At 66.2% G+C, this 26314-nt stretch carries 22 protein-coding genes; 13 read left to right on the top strand and 9 right to left on the bottom strand.

Going from position 1 to position 26314, the window contains the following annotated elements:
- Positions 1–298: 298 nt before the first annotated feature.
- From AB4Y73_RS10750 to AB4Y73_RS10735, 4 genes are all read right to left on the bottom strand, one after another.
- Complete coding sequence (locus AB4Y73_RS10750; protein WP_441871415.1) at positions 299–1420, bottom strand: adenylate/guanylate cyclase domain-containing protein; 1122 nt, start codon at positions 1418–1420, stop codon at positions 299–301.
- Positions 1410–2009 carry a PH domain-containing protein gene (locus AB4Y73_RS10745; protein WP_441871414.1) on the bottom strand — a complete coding sequence of 200 codons (600 nt, stop codon included), beginning with the start codon at positions 2007–2009 and terminating at the stop codon, positions 1410–1412. Before AB4Y73_RS10745 ends, AB4Y73_RS10750 begins: the two co-directional genes overlap by 11 nt.
- Positions 2002–2907 carry a biotin--[acetyl-CoA-carboxylase] ligase gene (locus AB4Y73_RS10740; RefSeq protein WP_441871413.1) on the bottom strand — a complete coding sequence of 302 codons (906 nt, stop codon included), beginning with the start codon at positions 2905–2907 and terminating at the stop codon, positions 2002–2004. The genes AB4Y73_RS10745 and AB4Y73_RS10740 overlap by 8 nt, the downstream gene beginning before the upstream one ends.
- Before the next feature lie 80 nt (positions 2908–2987).
- Entirely contained in the window at positions 2988–3917 is a 930-nt protein-coding gene (locus AB4Y73_RS10735) for an SDR family oxidoreductase (protein WP_441871412.1), read from the bottom strand.
- Between the two features lie 239 nt (positions 3918–4156).
- On the opposite strand from AB4Y73_RS10735, the gene AB4Y73_RS10730 reads away from it, so the two are divergent.
- From AB4Y73_RS10730 to AB4Y73_RS10715, 4 genes are all read left to right on the top strand, one after another.
- Positions 4157–5740 carry an acyl-CoA carboxylase subunit beta gene (locus AB4Y73_RS10730; RefSeq protein WP_441871411.1) on the top strand — a complete coding sequence of 528 codons (1584 nt, stop codon included), beginning with the start codon at positions 4157–4159 and terminating at the stop codon, positions 5738–5740.
- Complete coding sequence (locus AB4Y73_RS10725) at positions 5737–5976, top strand: acyl-CoA carboxylase subunit epsilon (RefSeq protein WP_441871410.1); 240 nt, start codon at positions 5737–5739, stop codon at positions 5974–5976. Before AB4Y73_RS10730 ends, AB4Y73_RS10725 begins: the two co-directional genes overlap by 4 nt.
- A 9-nt stretch (positions 5977–5985) precedes the next feature.
- Positions 5986–7671 carry a DUF885 domain-containing protein gene (locus tag AB4Y73_RS10720; protein ID WP_441871409.1) on the top strand — a complete coding sequence of 562 codons (1686 nt, stop codon included), beginning with the start codon at positions 5986–5988 and terminating at the stop codon, positions 7669–7671.
- Positions 7672–7926: 255 nt separating this feature from the next.
- Positions 7927–9387, top strand: coding sequence for a dicarboxylate/amino acid:cation symporter (locus AB4Y73_RS10715; RefSeq protein ID WP_441871408.1), 1461 nt, complete (start codon positions 7927–7929; stop codon positions 9385–9387).
- Positions 9388–9509: 122 nt separating this feature from the next.
- On the opposite strand, the gene AB4Y73_RS10710 is transcribed toward AB4Y73_RS10715, so the two are convergent.
- On the bottom strand, positions 9510–10088 hold the full coding sequence (locus tag AB4Y73_RS10710; RefSeq protein ID WP_441871407.1) for a hypothetical protein: 579 nt from the start codon (positions 10086–10088) through the stop codon (positions 9510–9512).
- A gap of 159 nt (positions 10089–10247) precedes the next feature.
- Here AB4Y73_RS10710 and AB4Y73_RS10705 point away from each other — a divergent pair, with 159 nt between their 5' ends.
- Entirely contained in the window at positions 10248–10916 is a 669-nt protein-coding gene (locus AB4Y73_RS10705) for a TetR/AcrR family transcriptional regulator (protein WP_441871406.1), read from the top strand.
- A gap of 1 nt (position 10917) precedes the next feature.
- Positions 10918–13509, top strand: a complete 2592-nt coding sequence (locus tag AB4Y73_RS10700; protein ID WP_441871405.1) for an MMPL family transporter — start codon at positions 10918–10920, stop codon at positions 13507–13509.
- Here the strand turns inward: AB4Y73_RS10700 and AB4Y73_RS10695 are convergent.
- The 3 genes from AB4Y73_RS10695 to AB4Y73_RS10685 are packed head-to-tail and all read right to left on the bottom strand — an operon-like array spanning position 13430 to position 15247.
- Entirely contained in the window at positions 13430–14380 is a 951-nt protein-coding gene (locus AB4Y73_RS10695; RefSeq protein WP_441871404.1) for a hypothetical protein, read from the bottom strand. The genes AB4Y73_RS10700 and AB4Y73_RS10695 overlap by 80 nt on opposite strands.
- Before the next feature lies 1 nt (position 14381).
- The gene (locus AB4Y73_RS10690) at positions 14382–15083 is read right to left on the bottom strand and encodes a cytochrome b N-terminal domain-containing protein (RefSeq protein WP_441871403.1); all 702 of its coding nucleotides are present in this window, start codon (positions 15081–15083) and stop codon (positions 14382–14384) included.
- Positions 15080–15247 (bottom strand): hypothetical protein, encoded by a 168-nt coding sequence (locus AB4Y73_RS10685; protein ID WP_441871402.1) that lies wholly within the window; start codon positions 15245–15247, stop codon positions 15080–15082. The genes AB4Y73_RS10690 and AB4Y73_RS10685 overlap by 4 nt, the downstream gene beginning before the upstream one ends.
- 115 nt (positions 15248–15362) lie before the next feature.
- Between AB4Y73_RS10685 and AB4Y73_RS10680 the strand changes: the two genes are divergently transcribed.
- From AB4Y73_RS10680 to AB4Y73_RS10665, 4 genes are all read left to right on the top strand, one after another.
- Positions 15363–16022: a Maf family protein gene (locus AB4Y73_RS10680; RefSeq protein ID WP_441871401.1), complete on the top strand. Its 660-nt coding sequence runs from the start codon at positions 15363–15365 to the stop codon at positions 16020–16022.
- Between the two features lie 141 nt (positions 16023–16163).
- Positions 16164–17966, top strand: coding sequence for an acetyl/propionyl/methylcrotonyl-CoA carboxylase subunit alpha (locus AB4Y73_RS10675; RefSeq protein ID WP_441871424.1), 1803 nt, complete (start codon positions 16164–16166; stop codon positions 17964–17966).
- 18 nt (positions 17967–17984) lie between these two features.
- The gene (locus AB4Y73_RS10670) at positions 17985–18437 is read left to right on the top strand and encodes a YybH family protein (protein WP_441871400.1); all 453 of its coding nucleotides are present in this window, start codon (positions 17985–17987) and stop codon (positions 18435–18437) included.
- 62 nt (positions 18438–18499) lie between these two features.
- Positions 18500–19231 carry a glutamine amidotransferase gene (locus AB4Y73_RS10665; protein ID WP_441871399.1) on the top strand — a complete coding sequence of 244 codons (732 nt, stop codon included), beginning with the start codon at positions 18500–18502 and terminating at the stop codon, positions 19229–19231.
- A gap of 153 nt (positions 19232–19384) precedes the next feature.
- On the opposite strand, the gene AB4Y73_RS10660 is transcribed toward AB4Y73_RS10665, so the two are convergent.
- Positions 19385–20797: an MFS transporter gene (locus AB4Y73_RS10660; RefSeq protein ID WP_441871398.1), complete on the bottom strand. Its 1413-nt coding sequence runs from the start codon at positions 20795–20797 to the stop codon at positions 19385–19387.
- A 271-nt stretch (positions 20798–21068) separates the two neighbouring features.
- On the opposite strand from AB4Y73_RS10660, the gene AB4Y73_RS10655 reads away from it, so the two are divergent.
- From AB4Y73_RS10655 to AB4Y73_RS10645, 3 genes are read left to right on the top strand one after another with little or no spacing between them, the layout of a single operon-like run.
- Complete coding sequence (locus AB4Y73_RS10655; protein ID WP_441871397.1) at positions 21069–22469, top strand: MFS transporter; 1401 nt, start codon at positions 21069–21071, stop codon at positions 22467–22469.
- A gap of 1 nt (position 22470) precedes the next feature.
- Positions 22471–24720, top strand: a complete 2250-nt coding sequence (locus AB4Y73_RS10650) for a molybdopterin oxidoreductase family protein (protein ID WP_441871396.1) — start codon at positions 22471–22473, stop codon at positions 24718–24720.
- Positions 24717–26279, top strand: coding sequence for an FAD-dependent oxidoreductase (locus AB4Y73_RS10645; RefSeq protein WP_441871395.1), 1563 nt, complete (start codon positions 24717–24719; stop codon positions 26277–26279). The genes AB4Y73_RS10650 and AB4Y73_RS10645 overlap by 4 nt, the downstream gene beginning before the upstream one ends.
- Positions 26280–26314: the final 35 nt, after the last annotated feature.

Raw genomic sequence — 26314 nt, 5'->3', positions numbered from 1 at the left:
TGGTCTTAAACCCCGGATAAATGATCGCACCGGCAACCAACACCGCACCGACGGCAACAAAAGCCGACCCGCTGACCACCCTGTTGCGGCGTCCCCTAAGCCCAAGCTTCCCCAGCAGACTTGTCACAGCTCTTCTAATCCCCCGAAATCACTACTGCCGTCCGGCAGCAAAATTGACTGTGATAGCCACCATTGGACCCGCAGGTAGCCAGCGCCAAGAATGACTATAGCGCGATTCGCCAAACAACTGGATGAATCCGGAGGCCAACCTCCACAACGGGCCAGCGGGCGAGAAAGCCTAGTCTACGACCAGGCCCCTGCCTTCACCGCGCGCCAGCAGCACGGGGTGGATTTCACCGAAGCCGCGCACGTTTTCGGCCGGCTGCGGAATCAGGACAAAGCGTTCGTCATGTTCGAGTGCCGAAGCCGTCATGGAGTCGATCAGGACCGTCCCCGGATCGGCAAGGGTGGTGAGCCGGGCGGCGAGGTTGACCGTGGGCCCGTAGATGTCACCCAGCCGGGAGAGGATCCGGCCCCAGACCATCGCCACCCTTGCTTCGGGGAGGATCTCATCCTCGGTGAAGGCCCGGGACAGGGCCAGTGAGATTTCGGCGCCGGCAGCAGGAGTTTCGGCGATGTAGAGGACTTCGTCGCCCACGGTCTTGACGAGCCGGCCACCGCCCACGGAGATGATCTCGGCGCATTTGTTCTCGAAGCGCTGGACCAGGCGGGCGAGGGTCTTCTCATTCATCCGGCGGGAGAGGCTGGTGTACGAAACGAGGTCAGCGAAGCCGACGGCGCGCGCCAGCGGAAGGGGTGCATCGTCTTCGTCGCCTTCGCGGCCCTCTTCGCTGGCCTGCAGGCCGGCTTCGGCGCGAACGGCCAGCCGCTGCACGCCGGCGTTGAGCTGCCGCCGCCACGAGTAGACCAGCATGTGCTCTAGCGCATCGAGCAGCGCCGGCAGTTCGTTGACCAGGCGTTTGCGGGCCACGGCGTCCGTGACACCCTGCTCGTGGACCATGTCCTCGACCAGGGCCTCGATCTGCCAGACGACCATCCGGTCAGTCATCTGACCGATGGCCCGGGTCACCGAGATCGCGGCTTCCTCAGTCAGGACCCCGGCCCGGACCAGGTCCACCACCGTGGATAGCGCAGCCTGGTCCCGTTCGGTAAACGCGACGTCGTCGTCACCGAAGTTCGGGAACCCAAGGGCGCGCCAGAGCTTCCGCGCAGACAGGAGCGACAGCCCTGCCCCGGCAGCCACTTCACGGCGCCGCAGCTTCCGTTCGCCGCCCAGCAGCTTGGCCTCGAGCGCTTTGGCGGCCAGCCGTTCAGCAGACATAGTGCCTGTTGGCGGGTGGGCACTTTCGACTGCGCGGGCGGGCAGGTCCTGCAGGTCCTGTTCGTCCTCATCGTTCATCGTGTCCACCTTCTCTCAACTCCCACGGCAATCCGTCGTCTGCATACTCGGGCAGTTCGTCCGTCTCCGGATCCCTGCCCGCGGGTAACTCCGCAACCGCATCCAGCACGAAATCCCGAAACCGTGCGGCTTCCGGAACGTCCTGGATGGACACCACGCTTTGGTACCCGGTTTCCAAGGATATATTCCCGGAGTGCAATATGCGCTGCAGCACCGACTGGTGGACCGTCACGTTGCGTACCGAGGCGAGATTGACCTGTTCGTCCCGGCGGCGCACCATGCCATAACGGGCAACAATCCTCCGGCTGGTGAGTATGTACCGGGTTCCCTGCCAGCGCAGGAGCCGAGGCAGGCAGTACACCAACCATATCCACGCGGCGGCAAGGACGCATGCCAGGACGATCCATGGTGACCAGTCCGTGGAGACGGCCGGCACCAGCCGGGTAACCTCGCCCCGCAGGGTCCAGGCACTGGCGAAGGCAGCAGCGGCAGGCGCGGCGATGAAAGCTGCTGCCGGCCCAGCCAGTTTCCTCGGCTGGGGACGCGTGATGGTAATGACCTGCTCGCCCGGCACGAGGCCTTTACGCATAACCGCCTTCGGTGTCTCCGGGCGGGGTCCAAGGGCGCAGGTGGACCACATCCCCGGCGGTCACCACGTGTTCCCGGGCGTCCTGATCCACCACAAGGAGGGACCCGTACTCATCCAGCCTGGTTGCATGGCCGATGATCTCGTGGTCTCCCGGCAGTTGCGCCCGCACCTGCCTGCCCAGGGTCACCATCACGGACTCCACCCGTTTGTGGAGGGAAGGTCCGCCAGCCAGCCCGGCGGTGGGGTCGCCGTCGGCATTGCAGAAACTGCGATAGAGCCTGGCGAAGGATGCCAGGTAGCTTTTGAGCAGTTGGGTCCGGTCATCGGTCAGCGGCTGCTCGAGCGCCACGGAGGTGGCCGTGGGTACCGGCAGTTCCGCCGCCGTCAACGTGACATTGAGGCCTGTCCCGAGGACCACCGCCGGCACTGACCCGTCGCCCATGGGACCCATCTGGGCCAGGATCCCGGCGATCTTGCGGCCGCGGACCAGAACATCATTCGGCCATTTAAGTTCAGCAGGGATGCGGGCCGTCTCCAGCAGCGTCTCGCGCAGGGCCAGCGCAGCCAGCAGTGACAGCCATGAATACGTATGCGTGGGCAGCGGCCTGCCATCGGCGTTCATGGGGCGCAGGACGATGGACACAGACACCGAACTCAGTGGCGGGGCTTCCCAACTCCGGTCAAGCCTGCCTCTGGCTGCGGTTTGGTGCTCGGCAGTCAACACTGACATGTCAGGCCAGTCTTTCGGCTCGACAGTCACTGCCCGCAGGAGGTCGGCGTTGGTGGATCCGGTGGATTCCACCACAACCATTTTCGCGATGCCGGTGGCGGCCAGGAATTCCGGGTCCGCCAGGGCCCCGCGGTTCAATGGACGTCCCGGGGTTTGTGAGTCAGCCATGATTGAATCCTATCGACTCACGCGGCCCCCGGCGGATGTTCCGGCAAGCACATGACCCCAAGCGCAGGGCAGGAACGTGCTTAGAGGAAGATGTCCGGTACGAGCTGCTCCTCGGCTGCTCCGAGGCTGTATGGCCGGAAGTCGGTGACGCCCGCTGCCGCCAGCACCTGCTCATCCGTGTAGAAGTTTCCGCTGGGAGCGCCGCCTGGACCACTCCCAGCGGCCTGCGAACTGCCGGCCAGCGGACTGCCCGCAAGATTGCTGCCGGTCAGGATGGCATGTGCCGCGTCCGCCATGATCTGCGGCCCGCGCGCCGCCTGCACGATATCCTCGCCGCCGGGCATATTCCGGATCGCCGCGGTGTCGATCAGCGTGCACGGCCAGAGGGAGTTGACCCTGATCCCGTCTGCTTTGAGTTCTTCGGCCAGACCGAGGGTCGTCAGGCTCATGCCGTATTTGGCCATGGTGTAGGCGAGGTGCCGGCCGGCCCATTTCGGGTCCAGGTTCAGGGGCGGCGAGAGGGTGAGGATGTGGGCGTTGTCCGATTTGCGCAGTGCCGGCAGCGCCAGCTTGGACAGCAGGAACGTCCCGCGGACGTTGATGTCCTGCATCAGGTCGTAGCGCTTCATATCCACGTTGTCCGTTGTGGACAGATCGATTGCAGAGGCATTGTTCAGGACAACATCGATCCCGCCGAAGCGCTCGACGGCGGCCGCCACGGCGCCTGCCACATCCTCATCGCGGCGCACGTCGCCCACGATGGCAAGCGCCTGGCCGCCGGCCGCCTCAATCTGCCGGGCTGCGCTGTGGACTGTGCCCGCGAGTGTGGCATGGGGCTCGCCGGTCTTGGCCAGCAGCACAATGTTGGCACCGTCCCGGGCAGCACGGTCGGCGATGGCAAGGCCGATGCCGCGGCTGCCGCCGGACATCAGGATGGTGCGGCCTTGAAGGGAACCAGTGGGCTGGTATGGCGTGGCGGCGGTGGACCTGGCGTCGTTGCTGGAAGTCATGGCCTTCACTGTAGTCCAATTATGTTACTGGCCAGTAACATAATGCTTGGTGGGCGGATGTGCCCGAAAATTGTAGGGTTTCTACAGCCGTCCTCCGCAAAAGCGTCATTAGACTTGCCAGCAGGGTTCGTCCTTTGTGCGGAAGCTACTTAAATTCCGCCATTCGACCTGCCAGCCAGCACCGAGACGCAGCACCAATTTGTTACAGCACCAATCTGCTACAGAGCCGGAGACACTTCATGAGCCACGACCTGACCACGACAGCGGGAAAAATCGCAGACTTCCGCGACCGGCAGGCCCGTGCAGAGCAGCCCTCGGGCCCCGAAGCCATCGAAAAGCAGCACGCCCGCGGCAAGAACACCGCCCGCGAGCGCATTGACCTGCTCCTCGACGAGGGCTCTTTTGTGGAGCTTGACGCGCTGGCAGTGCACCGCTCCACCGCCTTCGGGATGGAGAAGAAGAAGCCCCTCGGAGATGGCCTGGTGTCCGGCTACGGCACGGTGGACGGGCGTCCGGTTGCTGTCTACAGCCAGGACTTTTCCGTCTATGGGGGGTCCCTCAGCCAGGTCAACGGCGAAAAGATCGTCAAGGTCCAGGAGTTCGCCCTGCGCAACGGCTGCCCGGTCGTGGGCATCCTGGACGGCGGCGGCGCCCGGATCCAGGAAGGCGTGGCCTCCCTGGCCATGTTCGCGGATATCTTCCGCAACAACGTCCACGCATCCGGCGTGGTCCCCCAGATCTCCCTCATCATGGGACCCTCCGCCGGCGGCGCCGCGTACTCCCCGGCCCTCACGGACTACGTGGTCATGGTGGACAAGACCTCCCACATGTTCATCACCGGCCCGGACGTCATCAAGACCGTCACCGGCGAGGACGTGGACATGGAAACGCTCGGCGGCGCACGGCAGCACAATGCCACCACCGGCACCTCCACCTACCTTGCCGCCGATGAGGCTGACGCGATCGGGTTCGTCCGCGAACTGCTGGACTTCCTGCCCTCCAACAACCTTGCCGAGGCGCCGGTGCTGGATCACCAGCAGGAATTGGAGCCCGACGACGACGACCTCGCCCTGGATGCCCTCGTGCCGGACTCCGCGAACCAGCCTTATGACATGCGCACCGTCATCGAGCAGATCCTGGACGACGCGCATTTCCTGGAGATGCAGTCCCTGTATGCCCCCAACGTGATCATCGGCTACGGCCGGGTTGAAGGGCACACGGTGGGGATCGTTGCCAACCAGCCGCTGCAGTTCGCCGGCACGCTGGACATCGCCGCCTCCGAGAAGGCTGCCCGCTTCGTCCGGAACTGCGACGCGTTCAACATCCCCATCATCACCCTGGTGGACGTTCCGGGCTTCCTGCCCGGCAAGGACCAGGAGTTCCAGGGCATCATCCGGCGCGGGGCCAAACTGCTTTACGCCTATGCCGAAGCCACCGTCCCCAAGCTGACCGTCATCACGCGCAAGGCCTACGGCGGGGCGTACATCGTGATGGGCTCCAAGAAGCTCGGCGCGGACCTTAACCTCGCCTGGCCCACGGCCCAGATTGGTGTGATGGGCGCGCAGGGTGCGGTCAACATTCTCTACCGCCGCGACCTGGTTGCCGTTGCCGAGAGCGGCGGGGATGTTGAGGCCCGCCGGGCCGAGGTCATCCGCCAGTACGAGGAAGAGCTGCTGAACCCTTACCAGGCTGCGGAGCTCGGCTACGTGGACGCGGTCATCGCCCCCTCCGAGACCAGGATCCAAATCATCAGGGGGCTGCGCGCCCTTCGCGACAAGCGGGCCAGCCTGCCCGCCAAAAAGCACGGGAACATCCCGCTGTGACCGCGGCCAAGGAACCTGGCGAGGCACAGGGCGAACCGACGCAACCACTGTTTTCCGTTGTCAAGGGCGAACCGTCGGCCGAGGAGCTCGCGGCCCTGACCGCCGTCGTACTTTCCCTGGGCGCTGCGGACCCCGCAGAGGCGAACAAGCCCACCCTCCGGCACTGGGTGCGCCGGCAGCAGCTGCGCCTCGCGCCCACGCCGGGTCCCGGCGCGTGGAGGCGAAGCCGGGGATAAGCTCGTGGGGTGACTACCGAAGCCCCGCCTGCCGTCCGTCCGCATTCCGCCATTGATGCCGTGGCGGATGCCTACACCGACACGCTCATCCGGTTAAATCCGTCCTTTGCCACCGAGCTCGGGCTGCCAGGCCACGAGACCGAATACCCCGACTTCTCCCCTGCCGGCATCGCCGAATTCGCGGCGGAGGCACGGAAGGCCCTGTCTGCTTTGGACGGCCTGGTACCCGGGGATGACGTGGACGCCGTCACGCTGGACGCCATGCGGGAGCGTCTGGGCCTGCAGCTCGAAATCCACGAGACCGGCTGGGACGAAGCGAACCTGAATAATATTGCGTCGCCCGCGCAGGACATCCGGTCCATTTTCGACCTGATGCCCACCGACACGGCCGCGCAGTGGAGGCACATCGCCGGCCGCGCTCTCAATGTTCCGGGCGCCATCGCGGGCTACATCGACTCCCTGCGCCACGCCAAGGAAGCGGGGAAGGTGTCGGCCGCCCGCCAGGTCTCCCATGTCATCGACCAGGCCACCAAACACGCCGCCAATGACGGCTTCTTCGCGAAGCTCGCCGCCGCGGCGCGAACAGCTGAGGGCCCGCTTGAGGCGTCGGTGCAGGAAGAGCTCGACGCCGGTGCTGACGCTGCCCGCGGCGCCTACCGGCAGCTCGCGGACTTCCTCCGCGCCGAACTGCTGCCCGCTGCCCCGGAGAAGGACGCCGTCGGCCGCGACCGCTACGCGCTGGCCTCACGCTCCTTCCTGGGCGCCGCCGTCGACCTCGAGGAGACCTACGCATGGGGAGTCCAGGAACTCGACCGGCTCATCGCGGAGCAGGAAAAGGTCGCCGCCACCATCAAGCCGGGGGCCACCATCGCCGAGGCGAAGGACGTCCTCAACAACGACCCCGCCCGCCAGCTCAAGGGCACGGACGCCCTCACTGCGTGGATGCAGGAACTCTCCGATAAAGCTGTTGCCGACCTGGCCGGGGTGCACTTCGAGATCCCCGACGTCATGAAAAAGCTGGAATGCCTGATCGCCCCCACCGATGACGGCGGCATCTATTACACCGGCCCCTCTGACGACTTCAGCCGCCCCGGCAGGATGTGGTGGTCCGTCCCCGCCGGCGAGGACACCTTCACCACCTGGGCCGAAACCACCACTGTCTTCCACGAGGGCGTCCCCGGCCACCACCTCCAGGTGGCCACCGCCACCTACCGGCGTGAGCTGCTCAACAAGTGGCGGCGCAACGTCTGCTGGACCTCCGGCCACGGCGAAGGCTGGGCGCTCTACGCCGAAAAACTGATGCAGGAACTCGGCTACCTGTCCGATCCCGGCGACCACATGGGCATGCTGGACATGCAGCGGATGCGGGCGGCACGCGTCGTGTTCGATATCGGTGTCCACCTCGAACTCGACGTCCCCGAACGCTGGGGCACCGGCACCTGGACGCCCGACAAAGGCTACGACTTCCTCAAGGAGAACCTGGCCATCAGCGAAGGCCAGCTCAACTTCGAATTCACCCGCTACCTCGGCTGGCCCGGCCAGGCCCCGTCCTACAAGGTGGGCCAGCGCCTCTGGGAACAGATCCGGGCCGACCTCGAGGTCAGGCCCGGCTTCGACCTCAAGGCCTTCCACACCAAGGCCCTGAACATCGGCTCGGTGGGGCTCGATACCCTCAGGCGGGCCCTGCTTTCCTGATTCGGCTCGGGGCGCGGCCTGGAGGGGCCACATCCTCTGCGTGCTGCTCCTTCGTCGCTTTGACGCACGCTGCCTCATGCGTCCCCTCCAGGCCTTTCGGGTGACCTTTGGCACAGCGCCGCCGGGAATAACTTCACAATTGCCTTGCATTTCGCCTGTTTTGCGCGGTTTTGTGAGCTTGAAGGTAAATGTGGCGGCGTAACATTTCTCAACATCTGTTCGCCGTGATAAAGGCCTGGGTCCTAGCGTGTTCTGGTGAGCACTCAAACCCGCACCCCCGAATCCGCAGGAAAGTCCGGCTTCCAGCTCCCCAAGTGGGCTGGCTCGTTCGGTTTCCAGATCATCGCCGCCCTGATTGTGGGCCTGGGCCTCGGCCTGCTGGCCAAGTACACGGGCAGCACCAAGGACGCTCCCAACGGCCTCGGCTCCACGCTGCAGACCATCGGTTCCAGCTACATCTCGCTGCTGCAGACCGCCGTCGTACCGTTGATTTTCACGGCCGTCGTCAGCTCCATCTCGAACCTCCGTCAAGTCTCCAACGCCGCCAAGCTGGCGTGGAACACCCTGCTGTGGTTCGCCATCACGTCCCTGATCGCGGTCCTGATCGGCATCGGGCTTGGAGTGCTCCTGCAGCCCGGCGCGAACACCGGCATCACCCAGGAAGCCAAGTACGCCGGCAAAACCGGCGACTGGTGGTCGTTCCTGATCGGCCTGTTCCCCAAGAACTTCCTCGGCCTGGGCGCCAGCTCCACAGTGACCGAGAGCGCCAACGCCGCCACGACCGTCAGCACCTCCGTCAGCTTCAACGTCCTCCAGATCCTGGTCATCGCCATCGCCGTGGGCGTCGCAGCCCTCAAGGTTGGCAAGGCCGCCGAGCCCTTCCTGAACCTCAACGCATCCGCTTTGGCCGTCATCCAGAAGGTCCTGTGGTGGATCATCCGGATCGCGCCCATCGGCACCGTCGGCCTGATCGGCAACGCCGTGGCCGTCTACGGCTGGGACACCATCGGCGCGCTTGGCAAGTTCACCTTCGCCATCTATGTTGGCCTGGCCCTGGTGATGTTTGTTGTGTACCCCGTCCTGGTCCGTACGCACGGGCTCTCCGTCAAGCAGTACTTCTCCGGCGTCTGGCCGGCAGTGCAGCTGGCCTTCGTATCCCGCTCGTCAATCGGCACCCTGCCGCTGACCCAGCGGGTCACTGAGCGCAACCTGGGCGTTCCCCGCGCGTATGCCTCCTTCGCCGTGCCCCTGGGCGCCACCACCAAGATGGACGGCTGCGCAGCCATCTACCCGGCCATCTCAGCCATCTTCGTGGCCCAGTTCTTCGGCATCCAGCTCGACTTCACCCAGTACGTGCTCATCGCGCTGGTTTCGGTCCTCGGTTCCGCCGCGACGGCCGGAACCACCGGCGCCGTGGTGATGCTCACGCTGACGCTCTCCACGCTGGGACTGCCCCTGGCCGGCGTCGGCCTCCTGCTCGCCGTTGACCCGATCCTCGACATGGGCCGCACCGCGCTCAACGTCGCGGGCCAGGCGCTCGTTCCTGCCATCGTGTCCAAGCGCCAGGGCATCCTGGACGAGACCCTGTACAACGCGCCCCGCAACGGCAACCCGTTCGCGGACGACGCCGGTTCCGACGAAGTGGATTCTTCGGCCGACGCCCGGGCTACTAACTCGGCCGACGCCGGCAAGGAATTGGCTGAGGCCAAGGCCTAACACCCCCGCAGACACCACCGGAACACCCCGCCCCTCGAGTTTTTGTCCAGATAATGCGCCCTAATAAGGCGAAAAGAGGGATTATCTGGACAAAAACTCCTTGGGGGCGGGGTGTTTTTTGGTCAGCGTCCGCCGCGGCCGATTACCCCGTTCTGCACCGCCTTGGTGACAGCGTCCGCCTCGGCCTGGGTCAGCTTGCCGTCAGTAACGGCCTTGTCCAGCCGGGTCTTCAGCTCCGCTGCATGTTCTGACTGTTCAGCGGTGCGCAGCTCCTCCAGCGCAGCTGTCACCTTCGCCTCATCGATGCCCAGCGATGCCGCGAGCGACTTGGCCAGCTCGGCCTGCATGCTTGCAGGGTCCGGCCTAGTTCCGTCAGCCGGCGGGGTTGCGGGCTTGTTGGCTTCGCGGAAGGCCTTCAGTGCATCCGTCAGCTTGGTCTGGTCGACGCCGAGTTTCGTGGCCAGTTCCGTCGCGTCCTCGCCGCCGAAGCCGAAGCCGCCATGGCCACCGTGTCCACCCCGGCTGCCCTTGCCCTCGGTGGGTGCGGTGCTGGTGCTGCCGACCGTGGAAGTGCTTGAGCTGGCGCCGGGGGTGGGGGCCGGCGTCGTGGTTGCAGAGGCCATCCCGGCAACCCCGATTCCTGCTCCAAGGGCGAGCGCCGTGGCCGTCAGGCCGAGCGTAATTCTCCTAGTGCGTGCCATTCGTGTCTCCTGAATCTGCCGTCCCTGACGGCTTGTCATCTTCTCCCTGTCGGGACTCTTCAAGTCTTGGGCGGCAGGATCTGTGCCAGCTGTCGGGAACCTTTCATCTTGCTGTGAATCAATTTGCGCGGCGTGCAAAGTTGCACGTAGTGTAACTTCGTGACGGAAACCCTCTCGCGGCGTGAGCTCAACAAGGCCGCCACGCGCCAAGCAATCACCGATGCTGCCTTGACCCTGCTGCGTGGCAACGGACCGGGGAACTTCACGGTGGAGGATATCGCCGAGTTGGCCGGCATCTCCAGGCGGACCTTCTTCAACTACTTCGGCAGCATCGAGGCTGCGCTTGCCGCGGTGACGAACGGATTCCTGGACAGCGCCCTGCAGCAATTCAGGCAGCGCCCCGCCGACGAACCCATCCTCGAATCGGCGCGCGCGGCCCTCATGCAGTTGGCTGACCCCATGACGGTGGCTCCGCTGGCTGAGCTCTTTACCCTGACACAGGAAAACGCGCTCCTTTCCCGCTCCGAACTCGAAGCCTGGGACCACTGCACCGAACAAATCATCAACGCGGCCCGGGAACGCTTCGCGGCAACCCCCGGCGCCCCCGTGGATGAGCTCTACCTGCGAGCCCTCGCCGGATCCGTCATCTCCTGCGGCAAGGCGGCCATGGACGTCTGGTTCGCCCGCTGCGGGGCCGATCTCTCCCCCGCCTCGCTCGCCGTCCTGCGCCAACTGCTGATCGATGCCATCGGACACCTCGGCTCAGGCTTCGGCAGTCCCGTTCCACCCCCCGCTGAACCCACCCCCTTCCCCAAAGAACGGCTCTGACATGGCCCTGCTGCTCTACCGCCTCGGCAAGTTCTCCTACCGCCACCGCTGGCTGGTCATCTCACTCTGGCTGGCAGTGCTGGTGGCCGTCGGCGGCTCCGCTGCCGCCTTCCACGGCACCCTCTCCAACAACTTCCAGATTCCGGGCACCGAGACCCAGCGCATCGCGGACAAACTGAAGCAGGAACTGCCGGCTGCCTCCGGTGGTTCCGCGACCATCGTTTTCGAAGCCCCCGCCGGCGGCTTCACCGACGCCGGCAGGGCTGCCGTCACAGCTGCACTCACCAAACTGGGGGATCTCCCCGACGTTAAGGCCACCACTGATCCCTTCGCGACCCAGGCGCAGCTGGACCAGGCCGGACAGGCCATCACCGACGGCGGGCAGCAGCTTGCCGCCGGCCAGGCCAAGCTGGACGCCTCACGCGCCCAGCTAGACGCCGGCGCAGCCCGGCTGGGTGCCGCAGAGCAGCAGCTGAAGGCCGCCGGAGCGCCCGCCGTCGTCGTCGAAGCCCAGCTGGGACAGCAGAAGGCTGCGCTGACCCAAGGGCAGCAACAGCTTGCCGCGGGCACGCAGGAACTCGAAGCCGCCAAGGCAAAACTGGAACTCGGCAAGCGCCAGGCACAGGCCTCACGCGGGATCCGCTTTGTCTCGGAGGACGGCCAGGCCGCGGTGGCCCAGGTTCAGTTCACCACCTCGATCAACGGCCTCACGCCTGCTGTGCGGCAGCAGGTCCAGGACATCGCGCATGAAACGTCGGCCGCCGGCGTCACGGCTCTGGCCAGCAAGGAAATCACCGAGGACATCTCCGAGCTCTTCGGCACCGCAGAAATCATCGGCATCGCCGTCGCCGCCCTGGTCCTGATCCTGATGCTCGGCACCCTGGTCGCGGCCGGACTGCCGCTGCTGATGGCCCTGATCGGCGTAGGCGTGGGCGTAGGCATCACCTTTGCCCTGTCCGGTGCGTTCGACATGAGCTCGATCTCCCCCATGCTGGCACTGATGCTTGGCCTGGCCGTGGGCATCGACTACTCCCTCTTTATCGTCAACCGGCACCGGACCCAACTGCTCACGGGCATGGATCCGGAGGAGTCCGTGTCCCGCGCCACGGGAACGTCCGGCAACGCCGTGCTTTTCGCCGGCCTGACCGTCATCATCGCCCTGGCCGCCCTGGTAGTCCCGGGCCTGCCGTTCCTGAGCGTGATGGGCCTGGCAGCAGCCGGCACCGTAGCAGTAGCCGTCCTCGTGGCCCTCTCCCTCACGCCGGCCATGCTGTCCCTGATCGGGCGGCGCATCATTTCGCGGCGGGCATGGGCCAAAGCAGAAGCCCACAACGCGGAAGCCGGCCATGAGGCTGCCGACCAGGCGAAGGACGAGGCCAAAAGCACCCGCGGCTGGGGCGGACTGGTCACGAGGCACCCCATCGTGGCACTCGTTGCCGGCGTGCTCCTGCTCGGCACTCTGGCCCTGCCGGCCGCGCAGCTTCAGCTCGCCCTGCCGGACGGCGGCTCCGAGCCGGTGGACTCCGAGGCCTACCAGGCCTACGACGTCACGGCCCGCAGCTTCGGCGAAGGCGTCACCGGCCCCATCGTGGTGGTGGGCGAGTTCCCGGCCAACCTGGACGCGACCCAGGCACAAAAGCTGCAGTACGACGTCGCCGATCAGATCCGCGGCGTCGAGAATGTGGTGGCCGCCGTTCCGGTGGCCCTGAGCCAGGACCGCCGCACCGCCGTTTTCCAGGTCATCCCGGAGGAAGGTCCGGCCAAGGCCGGTACGGTGCAGGTGGTGAGGGAGCTCCGCGAACGCGGTGCGCAGATCCAGGCCGAAACGGGAGTGACCATTGGGCTGACCGGCCAGACCGCCGGCAACATCGACGTCTCCACGAAACTTGGCGACGCCCTGCCGCCCTACCTCGCGATCGTCGTCGGACTTTCCCTGCTCCTCCTCTTGCTTGTTTTCCGCTCCATCGTGGTTCCGCTCCTGGCAACCGGCGGCTTCCTGCTGTCACTGGCGGCCGCATTCGGCCTCGTGGTGGCCGTCTACCAGTGGGGCTGGCTGGGAGCCGTGTTCGACGTCGCCAATCCAGGCGCCGTGCTGAGCTTCCTGCCGATCATCCTGATCGGCGTGCTGTTCGGCCTGGCCATGGACTACCAGGTGTTCATCGCGTCCGGCATGCGGGAGGCGTACATGCACGGCGCACCGGCCAAAAAGGCCGTGCGGATCGGATTCAGCCATGCCGCCGCTGTGGTGACCGCCGCCGCCATCATCATGGTCAGTGTGTTCGCCGGCTTCATCTTCAGCCACCTGACAATGGTCCGGCCCCTGGGCTTCGCCATGGCATTCGGGGTGCTGCTGGATGCGTTCGTGGTCCGGATGACCATTGTGCCGGCCGTCATGTACCTGCTCGGCGAAAAGACCTGGTGGCTGCCCACGTGGCTGGACCGCATCCTGCCGGACGTCGACGTGGAGGGCGCCAAGCTCAACAGGGACGCCTCGACGCAGGAACTCGAAGGGCTCAGCGATTCCGGTAGTAGTCCCGCCACACCAACCGATGGAGCGGTATCCTCCGGGGCAACGACCTCAAACCAGGGATGAACGGCAGCAGGGTCAGCAAGGCGGTCAGCACGAACATCGTGACAACCACCAAGGCATCGGCGTTCGGCGAGGACTTGAAGGGCTCCACCTGGTACAGGAGCGAGAAGAGCCACAGCCAGGACTGGCCCGGCGTATCTCCCGTCTCGTTCATCACGCCCCACTGATCGCCGGTGAGGTGCTGGCTGGCCGCCAGGTCCTGAAAATAGCTGCCATCTCCCAGGAACAGCAGGCTCCGGGTGTAGTCCAGGGTGTAGAAGGTACCGCCGCCCTGCAGGACCCCATCCAGGCTGCCTTGCCGGGCCATCTCCAGCAGCGCGCCGGTCAACCCCGGAACCGGTCCGTAGTCGCCGTCGGCCACCCTGGCAGGGTCGTTGTCCGGTGAAGCCCAGAGCGCACTGGAGTAGGCGGCTGCCCAGTCCGACCGCTGCTGATCCGTTGCACCCGTCCAGTCAGCTACGGCAGCGGGCAGCGATGGCAGGGTCTCCAGCGGTGCAATCACGAAGTCATTGGCCGTATCCACCGGAAGGCGGACCCCGGAAAGACTTTGGAGGTCGACGGGACCGATTTTCTGTGAAGCGTCCGGGGTCGAGTTGTAAGGCGGCCCATACGCTGCGGTGTCGCTGGTCCCACCAAGTTCCTTGGAAGCGGTGGCCACGAAATCAGCGGGGGCGGCAGTGGCCCATGCCTTGAAGCTGACGCTGGGTTCATCAGGCGAACCGAAGATGGCCGAAACGCCCAGCACCAGCAGGCCAACCACCACAACGCCTATGGTCAATTCCTTGAGCAGGTCGTACTCGCGGACGCCACCCGCCCAGGGCCGGCTGGCAATATTGTTGGTCTTCCGCCAGGACGTGTCCGCTTGAATGCTCATTTCACTGCGTCCCTTGCCCGGCGGTGCCGCCACGCTTGCCGGCCAACTGGGCGTCGCCCTCTGCTGCCTCCAGCGGCGGCACCACTCCGTGGACCCGGACGAGCAGCACATGCAGGACCACCACGGCCCCTACGGCCAGGGGCAACAGCGTGATGTGCCAAACGAAGATTTGTCCAAAGTTGGCAACGTTGAACCAGGCGCCGGCTCCGACTGCGTTGAGCGCATCCTTGGCTTCGAATGCGATCCACTGGGAATCGAAGTTCGTTTGGAGGAGGTACCCGGTGAAGGCTGCCACTATGGAAACGATAAATGACAGCATCCCTGTGATCCAGGTCAGGGCGCGTCCACCACGCCAGGCCGCCATCCAGAACTTGAGCCACAGGTGCACCACCATGAAAATAAAGAACAGCTCCACACTCCACAGATGGGTACTGTTCACGAAGCTGCCCAGGGACGACACGTGGTACCACTGCGGTCCGTTCAGTCCCAGTACAACCCCGGAAATGATGATCCACAGCAACGAAGCGACCGCCCCCATACCGAACACGTACGCCCACGACGCCACGAAGCTCGGCTGGTCCTCCGGCAAGAGCTTGTCCGGAGGAAGCTTCCCGAGCAGCCATCCGCGAGCTTTCCCAGTCCAGGTGTGGGCGTCGCTTTCCTCCGCCTGCAAACCGTGGGCGGGTGTGGAACGGACAGTCATTTGCGTTGCCTCCCGCCGGGAAACGGAAGGACAAGCGCCAGAACAAACAGCACAATCATTACCAGGATGACAACTAGATTTCCCGACTGGATGGTGAAGCCGTCCCAGCCAAAATAAGTCCCTGCACCTAGGGTGGCAACGCCTGCCACGAGCCGTTCGGTCATGGGTTACTCGATTCTCGAGGGAATGCACTTTGATTCGACCACGGCTACGAACGCCCAGCCAGAGTCTTTCGTCCCTGCGCTGCGCGGCTATAAGCCGGTCCACTAGGCTGAATCCGTGACCCGATTGATCCTGGCCTCCCAGTCCCCTGCCCGCACCAAACTCCTCGCCGACGCCGGAATTCAGCACTCGGTGCTTGTCTCCGACGTTGACGAGGAAGCAGTCCAGGCCCGCTACGGGGTTACGGATCCGCACGATACCGCGCTGCTGCTGGCGCGGGCCAAGGCCGAGGCCGTGGCCGCACTGCCGGAGGCGGAGGGCACGCTGGTCATCGGCTGTGACTCGGTGTTCGAGTTCGACGGGGAGGCGCACGGCAAGCCGTATACCGCCGGGGTCGCCCGTGAACGGATGCTCCGGATGAGCGGCAACAGCGGGGTGCTGCACACCGGGCACTGGCTGGTGGACTGCCGCGCGGTAGCGGCGGGCGAAGAGTCCGACGACGGCACGGTGGCGCCGGGATCCGGCGCCACTCTCGGGGCGGTCACCTCCGCAGAGGTCCACTTCACGGACATGGCACCGGAGGAAATCGACGCCTACATCGCTACGGGGGAACCGCTCCACTGCGCCGGTTCGTTCACCATCGACGGCTTCGGCGGGGCCTTCATCCGGAAGGTTGACGGGGACCCGCACACCGTCGTCGGCCTTTCCATTTCGACGCTCCGTGCCCTTCTGGGCCAGGCCAACGTGCGCATCACGGAGCTTTGGCCCGCGCAATAATCGCCTCGATTGCTCGGACGTTTGTAGGTTCCCTACAAAGCAATGCCGGTTTGCGCGCGGAATCCGCAAGCAATATCGGCGGAACCCTCAAAATCGCGCTAGGCTCCCTGAAGGAAAGAAGGAGACGCCTTGTCAGCAATTTTGCAGCAGTCCGCAAGTCCCGTGCAGTCGAACCTCACCAAGGTGCTGATCGCCAACCGCGGCGAAATCGCAGTGCGGATCATCCGCGCGGCACGCGATGAAGGCGTTGCCTCCGTGGCTGTCTACGCCGATCCCGACCGGGACGCGCTGCACGTCCGGCTCGCAGACGAGGCCTACTCCCTGGGTGGCAACACCGCCGCCGAGTCTTACCTGATGATGGACAAGATCATCGATGCTGCCCGCCAGTCCGGTGCCGACGCCATCCACCCGGGTTACGGTTTCCTCGCTGAAAACGCCGAGTTCGCCGCCAAAGTCATTGCAGCGGGCATCACCTGGATCGGCCCCGGCCCTGACGCCATCTCCGCCTTGGGCGACAAAGTCCAGGCCCGCCACATCGCCGAAAAGGTCGGCGCCCCCCAGGTTCCCGGCACCGCAGACCCGGTCCAGTCAGCCGAGGAAATCCTTGAGTTCGTGGACAAGTTCGGCCTGCCGGTGGCCATTAAGGCCGCCTTCGGCGGCGGCGGTCGCGGCATCAAGGTGGCCCGCACCCGCGAGGAAATTCCGGAACTGTTTGAATCTGCCGTCCGCGAAGCCACCGCAGCCTTCGGGCGCGGCGAGTGCTTTATCGAGCGCTTCCTTGACGCACCGCGCCATGTCGAAACCCAGTGTCTCGCGGACGCCCACGGCAACGTGGTGGTGGTCTCCACCCGCGACTGCTCCCTGCAGCGCCGCAACCAGAAGCTTGTGGAAGAGGCCCCGGCGCCGTTCCTCACCGAAGAGCAGAACCGCCGACTGTACGAGTCCTCCAAGGCCATCCTGAAGGAAGCCGGGTACCTCGGCGCTGGCACCTGCGAATTCCTGGTCGGCCAGGACGGCACCATCTCCTTCCTGGAGGTCAACACCCGCCTCCAGGTGGAGCACTGTGTTTCCGAAGAGGTCACGGGCATTGACCTGGTCCGTGAACAGTTCCGGCTGGCCCGCGGTGAGGAACTGGGCTACGGCGACCCCGAGGTCCGCGGCCACTCGATCGAGTTCCGCATCACCGGCGAGGACCCGGGCCGGAACTTCATGCCCGCCCCGGGAACCATCACCGCCCTCAAGAACCCCACCGGTCCGGGCGTCCGGGTTGATTCCGGCGTGGAGCAGGGCGACATCATCAGCGGCAACTTCGACTCCATGCTCTCCAAGCTGATCGTCACCGGCGCCACCCGCGAGCAGGCCCTGCAGCGCTCACGCCGTGCCCTCGAAGAGATGGTGGTGGAGGGCATCCCCACCGTTATCCCCTTCGACCTGGCCGTGGTCACCAACCCCGACTTTGCTCCCGCCGCCGGCCCCTTCAAGGTGCACACACGCTGGATCGAAACGGAATTCGTCAATAACCTTCCCGCCTGGTCCCCGGACGGAACGGGTGTGTCCGCTGAAGACGCCGGCGAACGCCAGCGCGTGGTGGTCGAGGTCGGCGGCAAACGCCTCGAAGTGGTGCTGCCTGCCTCCCTTGGATCCATCAGCACGGGTACCGGCGGCGGCTCCAAGGGCGGCAAGTCCAAGAAACGCCTGCGCTCAGGCGGCGCCGCGGCAGCAGCCACCGGCGATTCGCTGACCTCCCCGATGCAGGGCACCATCGTCAAGGTGGCCGTGGCCAATGGCGACGTGGTGGTGGAAGGCGACCTGATTGTGGTGCTCGAAGCCATGAAGATGGAACAGCCCTTGACCGCGCACCGGTCCGGGACCGTGACCGGCCTTGGCGCCGCGGCCGGCGAAACGATCGCCGCGGGCGCCGTCATCGCCACCATCGAAGATTAGACGCGACGGAGGCACCCCATGCTTGCACCCAGTTTCGAAGAAGAAGTAGCCCGCTACCACCTGGCCGTTCCGGAGATCACCCGCGGTAATCCCGGCCCGGTCAAGGACCTGTATTCACGGCTCGAGGACGTCACCCTGGCTAATCCTTTCGGCGGCATTGCCCGTGGCTGGGCCCAGGTGGAAGCACGCCTGGACCAGGCTTCCAGGCAGTTCCAGGACGGCGAGATGCTGGGGTTCGACACCATCACGTCCTACACCGCACGGGACACCGCGTTCCTGGTGGAGACCGAACATTTCCGGGCCCGGCTGGAGGGTGCCTCACTCACGGAAGAGTTCGCGCTCCGGGTGACCAGCGTCTTCCGCCGCGAAGAAGGGTACTGGAAGCTGGTCCACCGGCACGCCGATCCGGCCGCCCGCCCGCAGTCCCGTCGGTCCCTGGCGCAGACCGAGGGCGGACCTGCCGGGCACTGACATCATGCCGGGGCGGGGCCGTGCTCTGGCTTTTGGAAGGGACCCGCGGGCAGACTTAGCGTGTGAAGCCTTTCCTGCTCCTGGCCTCCCGGGCCGAAGATTCCGCCGCCGAGGACGAATATGCCGCCTACCTGAGGTATGGCGGGCTTTCGCCGGAGCAGCTCCACCGCATCCGGCTCGAGGCCGGCCCACTCCCGGAACTGGACCTGGCGGCGTACTCAGGCGTGATTGTGGGCGGCAGCCCTTTCACGTCCAGCGATCCTTCCGCCCACAAGAGCGCCACCCAACATCGCGTGGAGCGGGAGCTTGCCCGGCTGCTTGACCGGATCGTGGATCAGGACTTCCCGTTCCTTGGCGCCTGCTACGGGGTGGGGACGCTGGGTACGCATCAGGGCGCCCTGATCGACAGGACGTTCGGCGAGCCCTTGGGCGGCGTGGAGATCGAGCTGACGGACACCGGCATCGCGGATCCTGTCCTGCGCGGGATGCCGGCCCGGTTCACGGCCTTCACCGGCCACAAGGAGGCCTGCACCAAGCTGCCTTCACACGCCGTGCTGCTCGCCTCCTCACAGGCCTGCCCGGTCCAGATGTTCCGGATCAAAGAGAACCTGTACGCCACCCAGTTCCATCCCGAACTGGACGTGGAGGGCCTGGTCACCCGCATCGACATCTACCGCCATGCCGGGTACTTTCCGCCGGAGTCCGCGGAGGAGCTGATGGTGGCCGCCCGCGGGTTCACCGTGACCGAGCCCATGACCATCCTGAAGAACTTCGTGGCCCGCTACGCAGGGTGAGCCCTCGGACCGATGGCGAGCGCCGCCGTCGTACGTTCCTGCCCGGTTGCCTGGGCCCCGGACGCAGAACTGCCCGGCGCACTCCCCGTAATATCGGGGAACACGCCGGGCAGTTCTGTCAGCAACCGGGCTGGAACGAACGAGGGTGGAGCGTCAGGCCACGTTGTTCTCGTAATCGAGGTCGCGGGTTTCCTTGCTCACGAACAGCGCGAACAGCGTCAGCACCGACATCACGGTGAGGTAGACGCCCACGAGCACGGGGCTGCCCTTCGCCATTTCCCACAGCCAGACGGCGATGAACGGCGCCACGGCCGCACCAAGGATGCTCGAGACGTTGTAGCTGATGGCTGAACCGGTATACCGGACGTTGGTGGGGAACAGCTCCGGCAGGATCGCGCCCATGGGCCCGAAGGTCAGCCCCATCAAGGAGAAGCCGAGGATCAGCAGGGCCATGGTGCCTACAAAACCACCGCTAAACAGCGGGACCCACAGCAGGCCGAAGACAAAGATGCCCGCCGTCACTGACAGCAGCATCTTGCGGCGGCCGTACTTCTCGGCGAGCGGGCCGGAGACCAGGGTGAAGATGCCGAAGAACACGACGCCGGCAATCAGCATCCAGAGGAAGTCGTTGCGGGAGTAGCCCAAACCGGGAACGAAGGCAGCCGCGGCAGCCTCGGTCAGCGGCTTGCCGGCCTTCTCGGCGGCGGCCTTGGCGGCATCCAGGGTGGCGGCGCGGGTGCCGTAGGTCAGTGTAAACGTGGTCATCAGGTAGAAGAGCACGTACGTGGCGAGCATGATGAACGTGCCCAGGATGAGCGGACGCCAGCTGGTCTTGAAGACCCGCGCCAGCGGCAGCTTGGCCACCTCTTTGGATTCGAGCACCTTGGTGAACGCCGGCGTCTCGATCAGCTTGAGGCGGACCCAGAGCCCGATGATCACCATGACGGCGCTCAGCAGGAACGGAACACGCCAGCCCCAGTCCATGAAGGCCTGCGGCGACAGTGTGTAGCTGGCGACCAGGAAGATCACGTTGGCAATAATGAAGCCGATGGGTGCACCCAGCTGCGGGAACGTGCCGTAGATTGCGCGCTTGTTGGCCGGGGCGTTCTCGGTGGCCAACAATGCCGCGCCGCTCCACTCGCCGCCGAGGGCCAGGCCTTGGAAGAACCGCATGACCACAAGGAGGGCCGGAGCCCAGAATTCCCAGCCGTCCACCTTGGCCGTGGGCAGGCAGCCGATGAGGAACGTCGCAATACCCATGGTCAGCAGCGAGGCCACCAGCGTGCCCTTGCGGCCGAACTTGTCACCGAAGTGGCCAAAGACGATGGATCCCAGCGGGCGGGCGACGAACGCCACGCCGAACACAGCGAAGGAGCTCAGCAGCTGGGTTGTCTCGTTCTGGTTGGGGAAGAACAGCGCCGGGAAGACCAGCACGGCGGCGGTCGCGTACACGTAGAAGTCGTAGAACTCCACGGTGGTGCCGATCAGGCTGGCCACGATCACGCGCCCGCGCGAATTCACCGCCTTGGGCGATTCTGGCTCCACGGTGGTTTGTTTGGATGACATTTGAACACTTTCATGAGAACCGGCCTGGCGTGATGCGGCCAGGCGTGCAGTAGTTAGAGTTCAATATTAGTTCCCGCCGTCCAGTCAATGGACAAGACTTCCAGAATATGGACATGTGGGCTTCGTCTCACGTCGTGGTCCCCGCAATCGCCTCACACGGCAGTCCGGACGCAGATAGGCAAATGTCACAGCGCGTTAACACAGCGCGACCGTCCGCGAAACGCGCCGTCCTTAGCGTGGAGGAACAACATCCCCTCAAAGGAGGCACGCCGTGACTGCTGACCGCACCGCAGATATTCGCTCCACCCGAACCGCAGCCGCCCCGGTCCTGGAATTCCTCCCGGGCCGCTGGATCGCCAACTGGGACGCCGAGAACAAGGAGCAGTGGGAAGCCACCGGACGCACCATCGCCCGGCGCAACCTGAACTGGTCCATCTTCGCCGAGTTCCTCGGCTTCGTGGTCTGGCAGCTCTGGTCCATCGTGGTGGTCCAGCTGCCGGCAGCCGGCTTCAGCTTCACCACGTCGGAAATCTTCTGGCTGATCTCGATGCCCAGCCTGGTAGGCGCCACGCTTCGAATCCCCTACACGTTCATGGTTCCCCGCTTCGGCGGACGGAACTGGACCATCGTGTCCGCCCTGCTGCTCCTGATCCCCGCCATCGGCCTGGGACTCTGCGTCGCCAACCCCGAAACCCCGTTCGGCGTCATGCTCCTGGTGGCCGCCCTGGCCGGCTTCGGCGGTGGAAACTTCGCCAGCTCCATGGCCAACATCACCTTCTTCTACCCGGCGCGCGAAAAGGGCTGGGCGCTGGGGCTGAACGCCGCCGGCGGCAACATGGGTGCCGCCGTCGCGCAGCTCGCTGTGCCCATCGTTATCACCGTCCTGGCCGCAGGCACCGTCAACCTGCCACTGGCTGGCTGGATGTGGGTCCCCTTCATCCTCCTGGCCGCCTACGGCGCCTTCAAGTACATGAACAACCTCACAAGCGCCAAGGGCGACGTTGCCGGTTCGGTCGCCGCGCTGAAGGAACCGCACCTGTGGGTCATGGCACTGCTGTACATCGGAACCTTCGGTTCGTTCATCGGTTTCGCCGGCGTCTTCCCCAAGCTCATCAAGGATTACTTCCCGGCTTTCTCCTCTATCGGAGTCGGCACCGTGGCCCTGTCACTGGCGTTCCTCGGCCCGCTGGTCGGTTCATTGGCCCGTCCTTACGGCGGCCGGATGGCTGACCGGATGGGTGGCGCCCGGATGACCGTTGCGGCATTCGCTTCCATGGCAGTGATTACCCTCACCATGATCTGGACCCTGCCGCTGAAGAACTTCTGGCTTTTTCTGGTCCTGTTCCTGATGCTCTTCACCGCCAGCGGCTTCGGCAACGGTGCTACCTACCGGATGATCCCGGTCGTCTTCGCCACCTCCAGCCGGGCCGCCCGGAACGGCGCCGACTCGGTGGCCACCCAGCGGCTCGCTTCCTCGGCCCTCGGCCTCATCTCGGCCATCGGCGCCTACGGCGGGTTCGTGATCCCGCAGGTGCTGAACGCGTCCAACACGGCCAGCGGCTCCTACACCCCGGCGTTCTACGGTTTCGTCGGAGCGTACGTCCTGATGCTGGCGGTCTGCTGGTTCTGCTACATCCGCAACGCCAATCGAAACGCGATGGGACACGTCTAACATGACCAACAGCGCCGACACGCACTGCCCTTACTGCGCCCTGCAGTGCGCCATGACGCTCACGTCTCCAGCGGGACTGGCCCCGGCCTCCAAGCCGGGGCCAGTCCCCGTGCCTGCCCTCCTGAAGGCCTCTGAACCGGCCTCCGCAACGGGCCCTGTCCTGGCAGCGCCCCTCGACGTCCAAGGACGCGACTTTCCCACCAACCGCGGCGGCCTGTGCCGAAAGGGCTGGACCTCGGCCACGCTCCTTAACCACCCGGGCCGGGTCACCGAACCCCTCCTCAAAGGGGCCGATGGCATCCACCGCCCCATCGGCTGGGACCAGGCCCTGGCCCTGGTCACGAAAGCCGTCCAGGACACGCAGACACGTTACGGTGCGGACGCCGTCGGCGTATTCGGCGGCGGCGGACTCACCAACGAGAAGGCCTACATGCTGGGCAAGTTCGCCCGGCTGGCCCTCGGCACCTCGCGCATCGACTACAACGGCCGGTTCTGCATGTCCTCCGCAGCAGCCGCCGGCATGCGGGCCTTCGGCGTTGACCGCGGACTGCCGTTCCCGCTCACGGACCTGGATACCGCCAGCACCATCCTGATGCTGGGCTCCAACGTCGCCGAAACCATGCCGCCGTTTGTGCAGCACCTCCAAGGTGCCCGCGACGCCGGCGGGCTGATCGTGGTTGATCCCCGCCGTTCAGCGACGGCAAAGTTCACGGCCGACGGCGGCGGCCTCCACCTCCAGCCCCTGCCGGGCACCGACCTCGCCCTCCTGCTGGGCCTCTCGCACGTGATCGTCCACGAAGGCCTGGCGGACGGCGACTTCATCGCGGCCCGCACCACCGGATACCAAGCGGTGGTGCGGAGCGTCAGCTCCTTCTGGCCCGAGCGGGTCCAGTCCATCACCGGCGTCCCGGCGGACCTCATCCGCGAAACCGCCCGCAGGCTTGCCGACGGCGCCCGCAAGGGCGGCAGCTACATCCTCACCGGCCGCGGCGTGGAACAGCACGTCGACGGCACCGACACCGCCACCGCGGCCATCAACCTCAGCCTGCTCCTCGGCCTGCCCGGCTCACGCCGCAGCGGCTACGGCACGCTCACCGGCCAGGGCAACGGCCAGGGCGGCCGCGAGCACGGCCAGAAGGCCGACCAGCTCCCCGGCTACCGCAAGATCACCGACCCCGCGGCCCGCGCCCACGTGGCCGGCGTCTGGGGCGTCCCGGTGGAAACCATTCCCGGCCCGGGCCTCCCCGCCGTCCAGCTGCTGAAGTCACTGGGAAAGCCCGACGGCGTCCGCTGCCTTTTGGTGCATGCCTCCAACATCGCGGTGGCCTCCCCCGACGCGAACGCCGTCATCGCCGGGCTCCGCAGCCTGGACTTCCTGATGGTCTGCGACTTCTTTATGTCCGAGACCGCCGCCGAGGCCGACCTCATCCTGCCGGTCCTCCAGTGGGCCGAAGAGGAGGGCACGCTCACCAACCTTGAGGGACGTGTCCTGCGCCGCCGCCGGGCCATCCAGCCGCCGGCCGGTGCCCGCAGCGAACTCTGGATCATGGCCCGCCTGGCCGAGGCACTGGATGCCCCGTCCACCTACAGCGAGGACCCCGAAACGGTGTTCGAGGAGCTGCGCCTCGCCTCCGCCGGCGGGCTGGCCGACTACTCGGGCATCGACTACGCCATGCTGGACCGCGGCGAGGCAGCCTACTGGCCGTACCCCGCAGGCAGCACCGGCACACCGCGGCTCTTCCTGGACAGCTTCCCGCACGCCGACGGGAAGGCGGTCATGACCGCAGTGACGCCGCGCCGCCGTCGTATACCCGCCGCCAACACTGATCCGGCGGCAAAGACCATGACCCTCATCACCGGCCGCCTCCTGGAGCACTACCAGTCCGGCACCCAGACCCGGCGGGTGTCCGAGCTCCTGGCCACCCAGCCGGAGGCCACAGTGCAGATCCACCCGGCCGCCGCAGCGGCGATGGGCATTGCAGACGGTGCCCTGGTGTCAGTGGCCAACGAACGCGGCGAGGTACTTTGCCGGGCGGAGCTCAGCACCGCCATCCGTCCGGAGACCGTGTTCCTGCCGTTCCATTTCCCGGAACTCGAAAGCGCCAACCGCCTGACGGAGGCCGCCACTGACCCCGTCTCCGGGATGCCTGAATTCAAGTTCAACAAAGTCTGGGTCCGGGCGGCCGCACGCAGCGAACCTAAGCGCAGCGAACGTCAGCACAGTGTTCTTCAAACAGCGGAGGCCTCATGAGCGAGCAGATTGTCATTGTCGGATTCGGCCCGGTGGCAGGCCGCCTGATCGATGAGCTCCTGCCTGCGGTCCGCGACGGGCATGTGAGCGTGACCGTGGTGGGCGAGGAAGCGGAGGCGGCCTACAACCGGGTCCTCGTCGCCGACCTGGGCGTGGGGCGCACCACCGCGGATGCGCTGGCACTCTCCGATGCAGCCGCCCTGATCGCCGAGGGCGTGGACGTGCGCCTGGGCGTCCGGGTCCGCCGCGTGGACCGGGCACGCCAGCAGGTGATCCTCACCGACGGCACGGCGGCCCACTACGAGCGCCTCGTCTTCGCCACGGGTTCCCGTCCCGTGATCCCCAACCTCACCGGCATCAACCCGGACCCGGCAGCCCCCGTCCTTCCGGCCGGCGTGACGGCGCTCCGGGACCTGCGCGACGCATTGGTCTTGCGCGCAGCCGTCGACGGCGGCAAGCGGGTGGTGGTGCTCGGCGGCGGCGTCCTGGGCCTCGAAACAGCCCTCGCCGCGGCCGAGGAAGGCGCCACCGTGACGGTGGTCCACAACGGCCCGCATCCGCTGGGCCGCAACATCGACCGCGGCGGCGGCGCGGTCCTCGCGGCCAGCCTGCGCCGCTGCGGCGTCCGGATGGCCGGCAACGCCCGGTCCACCGGGGTGGAGCACAACGCGCCCTACGGCGGCTTTTCGGCATTGCTGCTCGATGACGGTTCCGCGATCGACGGGGATCTCCTGGTCCTCTCGTGCGGCGTCCGGCCGCGGACCGAGCTCGCCGAAGGCTGCGGCCTGTCCACGGGTACCGGAATCCTCGTGGACCACCGGCTCCGCGCGCACCACGAGCCGCACATCTTTGCCATCGGCGACTGCGCCGAGGTGCGCTGCCCGGACCCCGCCTGCCATGAGTGCCGCACCGCGCAGGGCCCGTCCGGGCTGGTGGGACCGGGCTGGCGGCAGGCCGAATGGCTTGCCGAATACCTGACCCTGCTGGCCACCGGCACGCAGGACGAGGCCGACGCGCTGCAAGAACTGCCCCGGGAACAGGCCGGCGTGATTGTCCTCAAGGCACGTGGCATGAACATGGCAGTGGCCGGGGACAACGCGGCCGACCCGTGGGACGAGGAAGCCCTCACCGCCGGTGCCGTCAACGGCCGGCCGCGCCTGCAGATCGCCCAGTGGGCGGACCCCGAGCACGGCCGCTACGTCAAAATGACCACCCGCGGCGGAGTGCTCGAAGGCCTCGTGGCAGTGGGTATGCCGCGGACGGCAGCCGAACTGGTTGGCCTGTTCGAACGCGGGGCGGAACTGCCGGCGGACAGGTCCTTGCTGCTGCGGCTCGACGGTCCCGACCAGCTGGCCGGCTCCGGCCCTGCCGATCCTGCAGGCACGGTGTGCCGCTGCGCGGGTGTCAGCGGGACCAAAATCCAAGGGGCTGTTGAGGGCGGCTGCTCCACCGTGGCCGACGTATCCAAAGCCACCCGGGCCGGCACCGGCTGCGGCGGCTGCCATGACGACATCAAGGGGCTCATCGAAAAACACTTCCAGGCGGCTCCCGCCGCCTGAGGTGGCCCCCGGCCTCCGGACCGGGAAACGTGCCG

The sequence above is a fragment of the Pseudarthrobacter sp. TAF60_1 genome (assembly GCF_052113505.1).
Classification (GTDB): Bacteria; Actinomycetota; Actinomycetes; order Actinomycetales; family Micrococcaceae; genus Arthrobacter.
Note: the sequence above shows the minus strand (reverse complement) of the source record. Positions and strands in the feature narration are given on the sequence as shown.